Annotated in this window: 13 protein-coding genes and 1 riboswitch; of the genes, 7 read left to right on the plus strand and 6 right to left on the minus strand. The window is 70.6% G+C overall.

From position 1 onward, the window contains the following. Positions 1-148: 148 nt before the first annotated feature. Genes MFF24_RS13910 through MFF24_RS13935 form a run of 6 tightly spaced genes read left to right on the plus strand, consistent with a single transcriptional unit; the run spans position 149 to position 6,992 of the window. Positions 149-2,332, plus strand: a complete 2,184-nt coding sequence (locus MFF24_RS13910; protein WP_238224993.1) for a glycosyltransferase family 2 protein — start codon at positions 149-151, stop codon at positions 2,330-2,332. 31 nt (positions 2,333-2,363) lie between these two features. Beyond that, on the plus strand, positions 2,364-3,131 hold the full coding sequence (gene rfbF, locus MFF24_RS13915) for a glucose-1-phosphate cytidylyltransferase (protein ID WP_133089873.1): 768 nt from the start codon (positions 2,364-2,366) through the stop codon (positions 3,129-3,131). After that, positions 3,131-4,237: a CDP-glucose 4,6-dehydratase gene (gene rfbG, locus MFF24_RS13920; protein ID WP_238224996.1), complete on the plus strand. Its 1,107-nt coding sequence runs from the start codon at positions 3,131-3,133 to the stop codon at positions 4,235-4,237. The genes rfbF and rfbG overlap by 1 nt, the downstream gene beginning before the upstream one ends. Then, positions 4,234-5,463 (plus strand): class I SAM-dependent methyltransferase, encoded by a 1,230-nt coding sequence (locus tag MFF24_RS13925; protein ID WP_238224998.1) that lies wholly within the window; start codon positions 4,234-4,236, stop codon positions 5,461-5,463. Before rfbG ends, MFF24_RS13925 begins: the two co-directional genes overlap by 4 nt. 6 nt (positions 5,464-5,469) lie before the next feature. After that, positions 5,470-6,003: a dTDP-4-dehydrorhamnose 3,5-epimerase family protein gene (locus MFF24_RS13930; protein ID WP_238225000.1), complete on the plus strand. Its 534-nt coding sequence runs from the start codon at positions 5,470-5,472 to the stop codon at positions 6,001-6,003. Then, the gene (locus MFF24_RS13935) at positions 6,000-6,992 is read left to right on the plus strand and encodes an NAD-dependent epimerase/dehydratase family protein (protein ID WP_238225003.1); all 993 of its coding nucleotides are present in this window, start codon (positions 6,000-6,002) and stop codon (positions 6,990-6,992) included. The genes MFF24_RS13930 and MFF24_RS13935 overlap by 4 nt, the downstream gene beginning before the upstream one ends. Here MFF24_RS13935 and MFF24_RS13940 read toward each other — a convergent pair. From MFF24_RS13940 to MFF24_RS13965, 6 genes are all read right to left on the minus strand, one after another. Continuing rightward, a complete protein-coding gene (locus MFF24_RS13940) occupies positions 6,967-7,365 on the minus strand; it encodes a response regulator (RefSeq protein WP_108938822.1) in 399 nt (132 codons plus the stop codon). The two genes, MFF24_RS13935 and MFF24_RS13940, sit on opposite strands and share 26 nt — an antisense overlap. Before the next feature lie 228 nt (positions 7,366-7,593). Further along, the gene (locus tag MFF24_RS13945; RefSeq protein WP_238225005.1) at positions 7,594-8,844 is read right to left on the minus strand and encodes an adenosylmethionine--8-amino-7-oxononanoate transaminase; all 1,251 of its coding nucleotides are present in this window, start codon (positions 8,842-8,844) and stop codon (positions 7,594-7,596) included. Positions 8,845-9,030: 186 nt separating this feature from the next. Further along, a complete protein-coding gene (gene gcvP, locus MFF24_RS13950; RefSeq protein ID WP_238225007.1) occupies positions 9,031-11,877 on the minus strand; it encodes an aminomethyl-transferring glycine dehydrogenase in 2,847 nt (948 codons plus the stop codon). 72 nt (positions 11,878-11,949) lie between these two features. Then, a complete protein-coding gene (gene gcvH, locus MFF24_RS13955; RefSeq protein ID WP_108938825.1) occupies positions 11,950-12,312 on the minus strand; it encodes a glycine cleavage system protein GcvH in 363 nt (120 codons plus the stop codon). 26 nt (positions 12,313-12,338) lie between these two features. After that, positions 12,339-13,517, minus strand: a complete 1,179-nt coding sequence (gcvT, locus tag MFF24_RS13960) for a glycine cleavage system aminomethyltransferase GcvT (protein WP_238225009.1) — start codon at positions 13,515-13,517, stop codon at positions 12,339-12,341. Between the two features lie 144 nt (positions 13,518-13,661). Next, positions 13,662-13,764, minus strand: a riboswitch (glycine riboswitch). A 58-nt stretch (positions 13,765-13,822) separates the two neighbouring features. After that, entirely contained in the window at positions 13,823-14,044 is a 222-nt protein-coding gene (locus MFF24_RS13965) for a hypothetical protein (RefSeq protein ID WP_108938827.1), read from the minus strand. Between the two features lie 101 nt (positions 14,045-14,145). On the opposite strand from MFF24_RS13965, the gene MFF24_RS13970 reads away from it, so the two are divergent. Then, on the plus strand, positions 14,146-15,309 hold the full coding sequence (locus MFF24_RS13970) for an aminotransferase class I/II-fold pyridoxal phosphate-dependent enzyme (RefSeq protein WP_238225010.1): 1,164 nt from the start codon (positions 14,146-14,148) through the stop codon (positions 15,307-15,309). Positions 15,310-15,312 lie beyond the last annotated feature (3 nt).

A 15,312-nucleotide genomic window follows, 5' to 3' on the forward strand; every position in this document is an offset into this window, starting at 1 on the left:
GAAGCTTCGATGACAAAAACGTTCCGCTTTGCCGCGTCCGGGGGGACAAGACACAACTCATTCGAGAAATCACTTCACGGCGCGGCCGATTTCATGGATTCCGGCGCCGCATGAGCGTCCACCGCAACCAAGACAACGGGCCGATCCGATGAGGCGTCGCGAGGCGCTTGGCCTCTATCCGCTGCGCGACCTCCACCGCGCCACCGATGACGGGACCTGGACCGCAACCGGTCCCGATCCGGCCTTCGCCCTCGGCCCGGCGGCGGCGGTCGCGGCGCTGTCCAGCGCGCGCATCCGCGTCCGCTGCCGCCCGGAGGTGGTGCGGCCGGTGCTTGCCGTCGAGGCCGCGGGCGAAGCGGAACCGCGCCGCTACCGACTCACCCTGCGAGAAGGCGGGACCGACGACCTGATCCGCCTGCCGCCCGGCACCCGCGCCCTGCGCCTGGAAGCCGCCGAGGCCGGCCCGCGCTTCCGCCTCGACGCCGTGCAGGTCGAGCGGGCGGGCCGGATCGCGGCGGCTGTCCTGTCGGCGCAAAAGGTCATCGAACGGCTGCCGCCGCAGGAGCGCCGGCCGCTGCGACTCCTGCGGCGTGCCTTCGGGCTGGCGCGCAGTGTGCCCCCGCGAGAGATCTGGCGCCGCCTCACCCGTGCAGCGCAGACACGGCGCCCGCCCGCCACCTACGCCGCCTGGCTTCAGGCGGTCGAAGCCACAGCCCTGCCCTCGGCCGAGGCCCTGCGCAGGCAGGTCGCGGCCCTGCCGGAGCGCCCGCTGATCTCGCTTCTCATGGCTGCGGGCGACGTCGATCCGTCTCATCTCGCGGAGGCGGTCGGGAGCCTACAGGCGCAGATCTACCCGGATTGGGAACTGTGCCTCGCCGCGGAGGCATCGGCAGCGCTCCGGGCGCTGGCGGCGGAGGACAGCCGCATCCGTCTGCTGCCACCCGCCGACGGCACCGCCACTGCCCTCGATGCGGCGCTGGCGCAGGCGCGCGGCCCGTTTCTCGCCACGATGGAGCCCGGCGATCAATTGGCGCCGCACGCGCTCCTCGCCTTCGTCCGACGGCTCGCCCGCGAGCCCGATCTCGACCTGCTCTACTCGGACGAGGACCGGATCGGACCGGACGGCGCGCGCTGCGAGCCCTTCTTCAAACCGGATTGGTCGCCCGAGACGCTGGAGAGCAGCTTCTATATCGGCGGCCTCGCCCTCTGCTGGACCGCCCTGGTGCGGGCAGTCGGCGGTTTCCCGGCTGCGAGCGAGGGCGCGGCCGCGTACGACCTCGCGCTCCGCCTGACCGAGCGAAGCGACCGCGTCGGGCACGTCGCGCAGGTGCTCTGCCATCGCCGCGCCGCCGCGCCGGCCCCGGAGGCCGCGGCCCGCGCGCTTGCCGGGCGCGCTCGGCGCACCGGCGGTTTCGATACGGTCCGTACGCTGGCGCCCGAGCATTTCGCCCTGCGGCGCGTATTGTCGGAACGCCCGCTCGTGTCGATCGTGATCCCGACCGCCGGGCGCGACAGCACCATCGGCGGGCGCAGCGTCGATCTGCTCGCCGCCTGCCTCGCCAGCATTTGCGGGACCAGCACTTACGACACCATCGAGATCGTCGCGGTCGACAACGGCGACTTGCGTCCCCCGACACGCGCGGCGATCGACCGGTTCGGCGCCCGCTCCGTCACCTGGGACAGGCCGGTCTTCAACGTGGCCGCCAAGATGAACCTCGGCGCTCACGCCGCGCGCGGCACGGTGCTGATCTTCCTCAACGACGACATCAGCGTCATCACACCGGACTGGATCGAGGCGATGCTGGCGCTGCTCGCCATCCCCGGCGTCGGCGCGGTCGGCCCCAAGCTCCTGTTCGAGGACGGAAGCCTGCAGCATGCCGGCGTGGTCTTCGGCGAGGGCCTGCCGGACCACGTCCGCCGCGGATACCCCGGCGACGATGCGGGCGATCACGGCTCCAGCCTCGCCAACCGCAACGTTCTCGCCGTGACCGGCGCCTGCGTGATGGTGCGCCGAGCCGATTTCGAGGCCATCGGCGGCTTCGACGAGGGTTTCGCCATCAATTACAACGACATCGACCTGTGCCTGCGGCTGCGCGAGCGCGGCCTGCGCACGGTCTACTGCGCCGAGGCCCGGCTGCATCACTACGAGAGCCGCAACCGCATCCCCACCGTGGATCCCGCCGAGCAGGGCCGCTTCCGCAAGTGCTGGGGCGCGGGGCTCGCCCGCGACCCGTACTACCCCGACCCGTTCGGCATCCGCCCGCCCGCCTTCGAACTCGACGCTGAGCGGTTTCCGCAAGCCGCACAGCGCATGGTAGAGGCGTGGCGATGATGGCGACGACACACAACCTCGGAGACCAGCCGTGAAGGCCGTGATCCTCGCGGGCGGGCTCGGCACGCGGCTCTCGGAGGAGACCGTGGTGCGCCCCAAGCCGATGCTGGAAATCGGCGGACGGCCGATCCTCTGGCACATCATGCAGATCTTCGCCGCCCACGGCGTGACCGAGTTCGTGATCTGCCTCGGCTACAAGGGCTACGTCATCAAGGAGTTCTTCCTCAACTACCGCCTGCACCTGAGCGATGTGACGCTCGACCTCGGCCGGGGCGACGTGCAGTTCCACCGCTCGGCCGCAGAGGATTGGAAGGTGTCGCTGATCGAGACGGGCGACGCCACCATGACCGGCGGGCGTCTGAAGCGCGTGCGCGACTATCTCGGCGAGGACGATTTCTTCATGACCTACGGCGACGGCGTCGCCGACATCGATCTCAAGGCGCTTGCCGCCTTCCACCGGGCGCACGGACGGCTGGCGACGCTAACGGCGGTGGTGCCGCCGGGCCGCTTCGGCGCCCTCGACCTCGCCGGCGACGCCGTCCGCAGTTTCCGCGAGAAGCCGGCAGGGGACGGAGCGACCATCAACGGCGGCTTCTTCGTGCTCTCGCCGCGTGTGCTCGACCGGATCGAGGGCGACGCCACCGTGTGGGAGAGCGAGCCGCTGGAGAGCCTCGCCCGCGACGGGCAGCTCCATGCCTACCACCATACCGGCTTCTGGCAGGCGATGGACACGCTGCGCGACAAGAAGCACCTCGAAGAACTCTGGGCCCGCGGCGACGCGCCCTGGAAGGTGTGGTGATGGTCGCGCTGAATCCCGATCCCGCCTTCTGGGCGGGCCGGCGCGTGCTGCTCACCGGCCATACCGGCTTCAAGGGCGCGTGGCTGAGCCTGTGGCTCGCTCGCCTCGGCGCCCGGGTCACCGGCTTCGCCCTGGCGCCCGAGACGCGGCCGAACCTGTTCGAGTCGATCGGATTCCCGCCTCAACACTCGCGCATCGGCGACATCCGCGATTTGGCGGCGCTCACCGAGGCCATGACGGCGGCCGAGCCCGAGATCGTGATCCACATGGCGGCGCAGGCCCTGGTGCGGCCCTCCTACGCCGACCCGGTCGGCACCTTCGCAATCAACACGATGGGCACCGTCCACCTGCTGGAGGCGGCGCGGGCGGTGCCGGGCCTGCGCGCCGTCGTCGTCGTGACGAGCGACAAGGCCTACGAGAACCGGGAATGGCCCTATGCCTATCGCGAGATCGAGGCGATGGGCGGGCGCGACCCCTACAGCGCCTCGAAGGGCTGCGCCGAACTCGTGACGAGCGCCTACCGCGCCTCGTTCTTCGCTGAAGGCGGCCACCCGGCGCGGATCGCCAGCGCGCGGGCCGGCAACGTCATCGGCGGCGGTGACTACGCGCTCGACCGGCTGATCCCCGACATCGTCCGCGCCTTCGGGGCCGGCGAGTCCGTCGAGATCCGCGCGCCGCACGCAATCCGTCCCTGGCAGCACGTGCTGGAGCCGCTGGCCGGCTACCTGCGGCTGGCCGAATGTCTCGCGGGCGCCGACGGAGACCGCTTCGCCGAGGGCTGGAATCTCGGGCCGGCGGACGAGGATTGCCGGCCGGTCTCCGACCTCGTCGAGCGGCTGGCCCGGGGCTGGGGCGACGGGGCCCGCTGGCACCTCTCGCAGAAGACGCACCCGCACGAAGCGACCTATCTCAAGGTCGATGCCTCCAAGGCGCGTGCCCGGCTCGGTTGGGACCGGCGCCTGACCCTCGACACCGCGCTCGACTGGACCGCCGCGTGGTACCGCGCGGCCGCCGCCGGCGCCGATCCCCGCGCTCTGGCCGAGGCCGAGATCGCGCGCTACGAGGCGCTCGGCCAGCCAGGAGCCCCTCTCGGAGTCACAGCGTGACCGCCCCGTCCTGCCGCGCCTGCGGCGCCGCCCTCACCCGGACCTTCTGCGATCTCGGCCTGTCGCCGCTCGCCAATTCCTACGTCACGCCGGAGCGGCGCCACCGGGGCGAGGTCTTCCACCCGCTCCACGCCTATGTCTGCGACGCCTGCTGGCTGGTGCAGCTCGAAGCCTTCGAGAGCCCTGAAGCGATCTTCTCGGACTACGCCTACTTCTCCGGCTTCTCCGCCGGCTGGCTGCGGCACGCGGAAGCCTACGTCGACGCGATGATCACGCGCTTCGGGCTGGGGCCGGACAGCAAGGTCGTGGAGGTCGCGAGCAACGACGGCTACCTGCTGCAATACTTCGTCGCCCGTGGTGTGCCGGTGCTGGGCGTCGAGCCGGCGGCCAACGTCGCCCGCGCTGCGGTCGAGCGCGGCGTGCCCACCGAAGTCGCCTTTTTCGGCCGCGAGACCGCCCGGCGGCTGGCAGCAGAGGGCCATAAGGCAGATCTGACGGCGGCCAACAACGTGCTCGCCCATGTGCCCGACATCCTCGACTTCACCGCGGGCTTTGCCGAGATCCTGAAGCCGGAGGGCGTGGCGACGTTCGAATTCCCGCACCTGCTGCGGATGATCGAGAGCCGGCAGTTCGATACGATCTACCACGAGCACTTCTCCTACCTGTCGCTCGGCGTGGTGATCGGCCTCCTGCGCCGACAAGGCCTGCGGGTGTTCGATGTCGAGGAATGGCCGACGCATGGCGGCTCGCTGCGCGTCTTCGCCTGCCACGAGGGCGCCGCGCACGCGCCGACGCTGGAGTTGGAGCGCGTGGTGCTCTCCGAATGGGGGGCGAACCTGTTTGACCCGTCCGGCTACGCCGGCTTCGGTCAGGCGGTGGCCGACATCAAATGCGCGGCGCTTCGTTTCCTGATCGAGGAGCGGGCGGCGGGGCGGACCGTCTGCGCCTATGGCGCGGCGGCCAAGGGCAACACCTTCCTCAACTATTGCGGCATCGGCCCGGAGCTGATCCGGGCGGTGGCCGACCGCTCGCCGCACAAGCAGGGCACATGGCTGCCCGGCAGCCGCATCCCCGTGGTCTCGCCCGACGAGCTTTTAGGCATGCGCCCCGACACGGTGCTGATCCTGCCGTGGAACCTCAAGGACGAGATCGCCGGGGAGATGGCGGCGATCCGCGAATGGGGCGGGCGCTTCGCCGTGGCGATCCCCGAACTGACGGTGTTCTGAAGCTCGATGATCTTCGAGGAACTTGAGCTGCCCGGCCTGTTCCGGCTCCTCCCTGAGCCGCATGCGGACGAGCGCGGCTTCTTCGCCCGCACCCATTGCGAGAGCGAATTCGCGGAGCGCGGGCTGGTCGGACGCTTCGCGCAATCGAGCGTGTCGTTCAACCACCGTCGCGGGACCGTGCGCGGAATGCATTTCTCGAAGCCGCCTCACGCCGAGACGAAGCTCGTGCGTTGCACGGCCGGCGCGATCCACGACGCGGTGATCGATCTTCGCCCGGGCTCGCCGACCTATCGGCGCAGCCTATCCGTGACGCTCTCGGCCGCGAACCGCCACGCCCTCTACATCCCGGCGGGCCTCGCCCACGGCTTCCAGACACTGAGCGACGACACGGAAATCCTCTATATGATCGACCGGCCCTTCGTGGCCTCCGCCGCCGACGGAGTGCGTTGGGACGATCCCGCCTTCGATCTTACATGGCCCGAGCCGGTGTCGATCATCGCAGCCCGCGACCTCGCCTTTCCCGATTGGACGGGGCGGTGAAGCGGGTCCTCGTCACCGGAGCGGCCGGCTTCGTCGGCCGCCCCGCGGTTGCCGCACTGGCCGCCCGCGGCTTCGAAGTTCACGCGGTCGGCCGGACCGCGCCGGAGGGCGTCCACGCCTTCCACGCCGCCGACCTACTCGACCCGTCCGAGCGACGCGCCGCCGTGCAGGCGGCCGCAGCGACCCATCTCCTCCACCTCGCCTGGATCACCACGCCCGGCCGCTACTGGCAGGCGCCGGACAATCTCGATTGGATTGCCGCGAGCCTCGACCTCGTGCGGACGTTTCGCGAGGCGGGCGGCAGCCGCGCGGTGGTGGCCGGGACATGTGCCGAGTACGACTGGACGCGAATCGACCCACTGTCGCGCGCAGAACTCGAATCCCCTACTCCCCGCCTGCGGAGCGAGGGGGATGCAGCCGCGATCCGAATCGGCCAGCTCTTCGAATCTGCCCCCTGCGAGCCCGCAACGCTCTACGGCGCCGCCAAGGACGGCCTGCGCCGCGTCCTCGCGGCCTACGCGGCCACCGCCGGTCTCTCCCTCGCATGGGGGCGGCTGTTCTACCTCTATGGTCCCAGTGAGACGCCGGGCCGGCTCGTCGGCGATGCGGCGCGGGCGCTGCTTGCGGGCGAGCGCCTCGCCACCAGCGAGGGCCGGCAGCGCCGCGACTTTCTCCACGTCGGCGATGCGGGCGCCGCCTTCGCGGCCCTGCTGGACTCAGCGGTGGAAGGTCCCGTCAATATCGGCTCGGGCGATGCCGTGCCGGTGCGGACGATTCTGGAAACGATCGGTACGCTCACCGGCCGTCCGGACCTGATCGATTTCGGAGCGCGGCCGCTCGGTCCCACGGAGCCGGCCTGCATCGAGGCCGACATCCGGCGCTTGGCGAACGAGGTCGGCTTTTCCCCGCGCTACCGCCTCGATCAGGGCTTGGCGGAGACGGTGACGGGCTGGCGCGAAGCGCTCAGCATTGCGGCATCAGGCCCTTGAGGCGGGCCAGGATATCCTCGCCCGCGCAGGGCCGGGCGAGGAACTGAGCGCCGGCCGGCATGCGCTCGGGATCGGGTGAGGCACGGCCGGAGACGATCAGGATCGGCAGGTTCGGCCGGGCCTGAGCGACGGAATTCGCCAGTTCAAACCCATCGACACGCCCCGAGAGCTGCACGTCGGTCACGAGACCGCAGATATCCGGTCGCGCCTGCAGGATGGACAGCGCGCGCTCGGCGGAGGCGCATTGCACGGTGTCGTAGCCGCCCTCCTCCAGCACGTCGCCGAGGTCCATGATGGTCAAGGCCTCATCCTCGACGATGAGGATGACGGGACGGTCGGCTTCCGGATTCGTCGTCTCGGTCTGGCTCGCCACCTTACGCTCTCCCCGATTTGCTCCAGCGACCCGAATTGTTCGCAGACTTGTTGTTCGCGGACCTATCGCTCGCAGACTTGGCCTTTTCCCGTGACGGAAGCCGCTGCGCTGCGCTGATCCAACGAGTAACCCCGCTGCGGGTTGCAGGGTCCCGGAGAGTGCCCGTCGGTTATCCTGCGGACGAGCCGGCCACCCCTGCGCCGCGGGGCCGGCCGCTGCAAGCCGGCCTCAGGCGGTGGCCTCCGTCACCGCCGTCACGGCGGCAATCAGGCGGTCGAAATCCTCCGCCTCAATGCTCAGCGCGGGGGTGAGGTAGACGATGTCCCCGAACGGCCGCACCCAGACGCCACGCTCGACGAAGCGGCGCTTCAGGTCGGCGAGATCGGGGGCATTCGCGAACTGCACCGCGCCGATGGCGCCGAGCACCCGCACGTCCCGCACGCCGGCCACCCGACGGAGCGGCGCGAGTCCCGCCTCCAGGCGCGCGGCGATGGCGTGGGCCTGGGTCAAGCGGGGCTCGAATTCGAACAGGTCGAGACTGGCATTGGCCGCCGCGCAGGCGAGCGGGTTCGCCATGAAGGTCGGGCCGTGCATCAAGGCCGCCGCAGGATCGTCCGACCAGAAGGCGGAGAAGATTTCGGTGGTGGCCACCGTCGCGGCGAGCGCCATCGTCCCGCCGGTGAGCGCCTTCGACAGGCAGAGAATGTCGGGCACGATCCCTGCTTGCTCGCAGGCGAACATCGTCCCGGTGCGGCCGAACCCGGTGAAGATCTCGTCGGCGATGAGCGGCAGGCCGTGGCGGCGGGCGAGCCGGGCGACGGTGGCGAGCACCTCCGGCGGATGGGTCAGCATTCCGCCTGCGCCCTGCACCAGCGGCTCGATGATCACCGCCGCGAGTTCGTGGCGGTGGCGGGCGAGCGCCGCGTCGAGGGCCGCTTCCTGGCCTGCGTCGCGCGGAAGCTCGCAAAAGACCTGTGCCGGCAGGTAGGCGCCGAAGCGGCGGTGCATCCCCTCCTCGGGATCGCAAGCCGACATCGCGCCCATGGTGTCGCCGTGATAACCGCCGCGGAAGGCAAGGACGCGGGTGCGGCCGGTCTCGCCGCGGTTGAGCCAGAGCTGCACCGCCATCTTCAGCGCCACCTCAACGGCGACCGAGCCGGAATCGGTGAAGAAGACGTGGTTGAGCTCACCCGGCAGCAAGGCGGCGAGGCGCGCCCCCAGCCGCTCGGCCGGAGCGTGGGTGAGGCCCCCGAACATCACGTGCGGCATGCGCAGCAGTTGGTCGGCCATCGCTGCGGCGATGTAGGGGTGGTTGTAGCCGTGAACGGCGGTCCACCACGAGGCGATGCCGTCGATCAGTTCCCGCCCGCCCTTGAGCGTGATGCGCGTGCCCCGCGTCGCGATCGCCTCCAGCGGCGGCGCGGCCGTCTTCATCTGGGTGTAGGGCCGCCAGAGGTGGTGCTGATTGAGCGCGGTCATGGGCGGGGGATGAGGGGTGGGGGCCGCCGAGTCAAACGCGCAGCCGCCCCCTGTTCGGGCGAGGGTAGCCCCCCGAAGGCGGCCGCGTGAGGGGAGCGCCGCTTCCGGACGGGTCCGTGCCAGCCCTCGCCTCCTGCTTCGCAGACCCCTCCCCCCCGCAGGGGGGGCGGGGTTCAGGCGCGCGCTCTACTCCGCCGCCTCGCCGTAGGCTTCGGTCGGCGGGCAGGAGCAGACGAGGTTGCGGTCGCCGTAGGCGTTGTCGACGCGGTTCACCGGCGGCCAGTACTTGTCCATGCGCAGGGACCCCGACGGGAAGCAGGCCGCCTCGCGGGAATAGGGCCGTTCCCAGGCGCCGATCAGGTCCTGCACCGTGTGCGGCGCGTTCTTGAGCGGGTTGTTGGCCCGGTCCATCCGCCCCTCCTCGATCGCCCGGATTTCTTCCCGGATCGCCAGCATGGCGTCGCAGAAGCGGTCGATCTCGGCCTTGGTCTCGGATTCGGTCGGCTCGATCATCAGCGTCCCCGCCACCGGCCAGCTCATCGTCGGCGGATGGAAGCCGCAATCGATCAGGCGCTTGGCGATGTCCTCGACGGTGACGCCCGCGCTCTTCTGGAAGGGGCGCACATCGACGATGCATTCATGCGCCACGCGCCCGTTTTGTCCGGAATAGAGGATCGGGTAGGCGCCCTCCAGCCGCCGGGCGATGTAGTTGGCGTTGAGGATCGCCACCCGCGTCGCCTGGGTGAGGCCGCGCCCGCCCATCATCAGGCAGTAGCTCCACGAGATCGGCAGGATCGAGGCCGAGCCGAAGGCGGCGGCCGAGACCGCGCCCTCCTCTCCGGTGCGCGGATCGGAGGGCAGGAACGGGATCAGGTGCGTCTTGACGCCGATCGGCCCCATGCCGGGCCCGCCACCGCCATGCGGGATGCAGAAGGTCTTGTGCAGGTTGAGGTGGCTGACATCGGCGCCGATGTCGCCGGGCCGGGCCAGCCCCACCATGGCGTTGAGGTTGGCCCCGTCGAGATAGACCTGTCCGCCATGCCAGTGGACGATGTCGCAGAGTTCGCGCACCCGCGCCTCGAACACGCCGTGGGTCGAGGGATAGGTGATCATGCAGGCGGCCAGCTTGTCGGCGTGCTGCTCGGCCTTCTTCGCAAAATCCTCGACGTCGATGTTGCCGTGGGCATCGGCGCCGACCACCACCACGCTCATGCCGCACATCTGGGCGGAAGCCGGGTTGGTGCCGTGGGCAGACGACGGGATCAAGCAGACCGTGCGATGCCCCTCCCCGCGCGAGAGGTGGTAGCGGCGGATGGCGAGCAGCCCCGCATACTCACCCTGCGCGCCGGAATTCGGCTGCATCGAGATCGCGTCGTAGCCGGTGATCGCGCAGAGCTTTTGAGACAGGTCGTCGATCAGCTCCCGGTAGCCCAGCGCCTGATCCTCCGGCACGAAGGGGTGCAGCTCCGAAAACTCCGGCCAGGAGACCGGCAGCATCTCGGCGGTGGCGTTGAGCTTCATCGTGCAGGAGCCGAGCGGGATCATCGCCCGGTCGAGGGCAAGGTCGCGATCCGCGAGGCGGCGCATGTAGCGCGTCATCTCGCTCTCGGCCCGGTTCATATGGAAGATCGGGTGAGTTAGGTATTCCGAGGTCCGCTCCAGGGCCGAGGGCAGGCGTGGCTCGGGATAGGCCTCGTCGTAGGCCAGTTCGGTGCCCCCGAAAGCGCGCCAGACCGCCTGGATGATGTCGGGCCGGGTGCGCTGATCGACGCTGATGCCGATGCGGTCGGTGCCGATCCGGCGCAGGTTCACTCCGTTCTCGACCGCGCTGCGCAGGATCACGCCCTGGAAGGCGCCGACCTTGACGGTGATGGTGTCGAAGAAGTGCCGCGGCTCGACCGTGAAGCCGAGCTTTTCCAGCCCCGCGGCGAGGCGCACGGCGTCGCGGTGGACGCGGAGCGCAATGGCCTTCAGCCCGGCCGGCCCATGATAGACCGCGAACATCGAGGCGATGACCGCAAGCAGCACCTGGCTGGTGCAGATGTTCGAGGTCGCCTTCTCCCGGCGGATATGCTGCTCGCGGGTCTGGAGCGCGAGGCGATACGAGCGGTTGCCGCGGGCATCGACCGAGACGCCGACGATGCGGCCGGGCAGCGCGCGCTTGTGAGCGTCGCGGGTCGCCAGATAAGCGGCGTGCGGGCCGCCATAGCCCATCGGTACGCCGTAGCGCTGCATCGAGCCCACCGCGATGTCGGCGCCCATCTCGCCCGGCGCCTTCAGCAGCGTCAGCGCCAGCGGGTCCGCGGCAACCACGGCGAGCGCCCCGGCCTCATGCAGCGCGGTTATCACCTCGGAGAAGTCGTGAACGGCGCCGTTCACGCCGGGATACTGGAACAAAGCCCCGAAGACGGCGGAGGGGTCGAGATCCGAGAAGGGATCGCCGACCACGATGTCCCAGCCGAGCGGCGCGGCGCGGGTCCGCAGCACGGCAATGGTCTGGGGCAGGCAGTCGTGATCGACGAAGAAGGCGTTCCGGTCTGACTTCGCCACGCGACGCGCCATGCCCATGGCCTCTGCCGCGGCGGTGGCCTCGTCGAGCAGCGAGGCGTTGGCGACATCGAGGGCGGTGAGGTCGCAGACCAGGGTCTGGAAGTTGAGCAGCGCCTCCAGCCGGCCCTGGCTGATCTCGGGCTGGTAGGGCGAGTAGGCGGTGTACCAGGCCGGGTTCTCGAAGATATTGCGCTGGATCGCCGGCGGCATGGTCGTGCCGTGGTAGCCCTGGCCGATCAGCGAGACGAGAAGGCGGTTCTTGTTGGCGGTGGCGCGCAGCTTCTCCAGCGAGCGGCGCTCGGTCAGCGAAACGCCGAAATCGATGTACTCCGCCTGACGGATGTCGGGGGGCAGAGTCTCGTCGATCAGCGCGTGCAGCGACTTCGCGCCGACCGTCTCCAGCATCTGGTCGATCTCGGACAGCTTCGGGCCGATATGGCGGCGGGCGGCGAAATCGAAGGGATCGTGGCGATCGTATTTCATCGGGAAGCCTTTTCGAGCGACCGGTTGCCGTGGCGTCCCTCCCCCGCGGGGGGGGAGAGCTCGTTCAGCGAGCTACTTCGCGAATTCGGCGTAGGCGGCCTCGTCCATCAGCCCGTCCATGGCCGACGGATCGTCGAGCTTGAGCCGGTAGAGCCAGCCGCCGCCCTGCGGGTCGGCACCGACCGAAGCCGGATCGGAGACCGCCGCCTCGTTGACCTCGGTGACCTCGCCGGAGAGCGGGGCGTAGACGTCGGAGGCCGCCTTGACGGACTCGACCACGGCGGCCGCCTCGCCCTTGGCGAGCTTCGCGCCGACCTTCGGCAGTTCGACGAAGACGAGGTCGCCGAGCTGTTCGGCGGCATGCGCCGTGATGCCGACCGTGGCGACGTCGCCGTCGAGGCGCAGCCATTCGTGCTCGTCGGTGAAACGCAGCATGGTTCGAACTCCTGTCACGAGTAGGATCAGCCGCGCTTGAAGCCGGCTGGGACGAAGGGAAGCGGGGAGACGACGAGCGGCAGCCGCTGGCCGCGCAGTTCCGCGAAGACGCGGGTGCCGGGGGCGGCAAGCGCCGCCGGCAGGGTGCCCATGGCGACGGGTGCGCCGAGGGTTGGCCCGAAGCCGCCCGAAGTGACGCGGCCGATCGAATCGCCCCCGGCCTCCGCGGCGAAGAGCGGCGCATCCGCCCGCACCGGCGCGCGACCTTCCAGGCGCAGGCCGACGCGGCGGCGGGCGGGGCCCGCCTCCATCTCGGCCAGGATTCGGTCCGCGCCCGGAAAACCGCCCGCGCGGGCGCCGCCGCGGCGGCGAGCGGGGGAGATCGCCCAGGCCAGACTGGCCTCGACCGGGCTGGTGCCGGCGTCGATGTCGGCACCGTGGAGAGGGAGACCGGCTTCGAGGCGCAGGGAATCGCGGGCACCGAGGCCCACCGGCATGACCTCGGGCGCGGCGAGCAACGCCTCGGCCACCGCCTCGGCTTGCTCGGCCGGCACGGCGATCTCGAACCCGTCCTCGCCGGTATAGCCGGAGCGGCTGACGAGACAGGGCACGCCGAGGATCTCGACCGCGCGCACGTCCATGAACCGCATCGCCGCGGTGTCGGGGGCGAGGCGGGCGAGCACGTCCGCCGCCTTCGGCCCCTGGAGCGCGATCAGCGCATCCGGCAGCAGCGTCGCATCGATGCCCTCGGGCAGGTGCGCCCGGATCCGCGCGAGATCGGCCGCCTTGTTGGCAGCGTTGACCACGACGTGCAGCCGATCGGCCAAGCGCGCGACCATCAGGTCGTCGAGGATGCCGCCGGCCTCGTCCGTCAGGAAGCCGTAGCGCTGGCGCCCGATGCCGAGCCCGAGGATATCGATCGGAACCAATGCTTCGAGGGCGCGGGCCGCCTCCGCGACATCGCCGGAGCGGGGCGTCAGCGCGATCTGGCCCATATGCGAGACGTCGAAGAACCCGGCGGCCGCCCGCGTATGCAGGTGCTCCTTGAGCAGCCCGGCGGGGTATTGCAGCGGCATCGCGTAGCCCGCGAACGGCACCATCTTGGCGCCGAGGCGCAGATGAAGTGCGTGCAGCGGCGTCTGTGCCAGGGACTCAGCGGAAACGGGGGCGGCAGGGCTCACGGCCCCGGCGGCTTGCAGGCTCATCGGGCACTCCACGACAGATGGATCTTGCCCGCCGGCCGGCTGGCAAGTTGCCCCCATCTGTCGCGCTTACCTGAGAGCTTCCCTCACTCCGCGGAGCGAGGTTTCTCCTTCGGTGGACGCCGGTCGGCGCCTCTCTCCAGATTGTCCAACGATACGGTGATTGTGCCTGAGAGTTTCCGGGGGTCGTTGCTCCGTCGGCGCCATAACCCCTCTTTACGAGCGGTCTGGGCTCTCCCGTATCGTCTGTATCGGACGGCCAAAGGCTCGCACGGTGCGAACCGCGCTGCAACCCACCGGCGTGACGATCACCGCTGCATGTTGCGGAAGCGGCAATAGCCGCGAAAGCTCTGGTATCCTGCCGGGCAGCGGCGGACGCAGGCCCCGTCCGCGTATTTCAACGGCGGGCGGCAGGCGTTGCGGAAGCGCTGCTCGCCGAACAGGTAGTCCTGAGCGGGTCCGGCCAGGACCGGCGCCGGGGCGGTCAAGACACCGGCCAGCATAAGGAGGGCAACGAAGGCGCGCGTCATGGCAGCGTGTTCCGAGAGAGCAGGAGCAACGCGCCGCTCTGCACCGGGTTCGCACCGGGCGGCGGCTTGACATCCAACGGACCGCGTCGCCTTCAGGCCCCATGTCGCCGAATCCCTCGCCGAACTCATCGAACAGCCTCGACGCCTTCGCCGCGGAGAAGCTTGCCGGCCTGGAGGCTGCCGCCCTGCGTCGCCGGCTGGCAGTGACCGCCCGCGGGCCGGGCGCGACGGCGGAGCGGGGCGGCCGCGGCCTCATCTCGTTCTCCTGCAACGACTATCTCGGCCTCGCCCATGATCCGCGGGTGATCGCGGCGGCCACAGAGGCGCTGGCGCGCTACGGCGCGGGCGCGGGCGCCTCGCGGCTGGTGACCGGCAACGCGCCTCCGCTCGCGGCGCTGGAGGAGCGGCTCGCCCGGCACAAGGGCAAGGACGCGGCCCTCGTCTTCGGCTCCGGCTATCTCGCCAATCTCGGCATCGCTCCGGCGCTGGTCGGCGCAGGCGACCTGATCCTGATCGACGAACTCGGCCATTCCTGCCTGTTCGCAGGGGCGAAGATGTCGGGCGCTCAGGTCGTGCGCTTCGCCCATAACGACCTCGCACAGTTGCGCGCGGGTCTCGCCGCGCATCGCGGCGGGACGCGGCGGGCGCTGATCCTGACCGAGCGGGTGTTCAGCATGGACGGCGACCGGGCGCCGCTGCCCGAGATCCTGGCGCTCGCGGCCGAGTACGACGCCTGGACGCTGGTGGACGACGCCCACGGCCTCGGCGTGGTCGAGCCCGGCCTGCGGGCGCCGCTCGAAATGGGAACGCTGTCGAAGACGCTGGGCTCCTACGGCGGCTATCTCTGCGCCTCTCAGGCGGTGATCGACCTGCTGACGAGCCGGGCCCGCAGCCTCGTCTACACCACCGGCCTGCCGCCGGCCTCCGCCGCCGCCGCGCTCGAAGCCCTGGCCATCGTCGAGGCCGAGCCGGAGCGTGCCGCCCGGCCCTTGGCGCTCGCCCGCCGCTTCACCGCGCGGCTCGGCCTGCCCGAGGCGGAAAGCCCGATCGTGCCGGTTCTCGTCGGCGCGGCGGAAGCCGCGCTCGCCCTCTCGGCGGCGCTCGAAGCGCGCGGCTTCCTCGTCGTGGCGATCCGTCCGCCGACGGTGGCGCCGGGCACCGCGCGCCTGCGGGTGGCCTTCTCGGCAGCCCATGACGAGGCGCAGGTCGATGCCCTAGCCGAGGCGCTGGCCGAACTCGCGCCCCAGACTGTCCGCGCCGCCTAAGCG

Source organism: Methylorubrum aminovorans, assembly GCF_022179725.1.
GTDB classification, from domain to species: Bacteria; Pseudomonadota; Alphaproteobacteria; order Rhizobiales; family Beijerinckiaceae; genus Methylobacterium; species Methylobacterium aminovorans.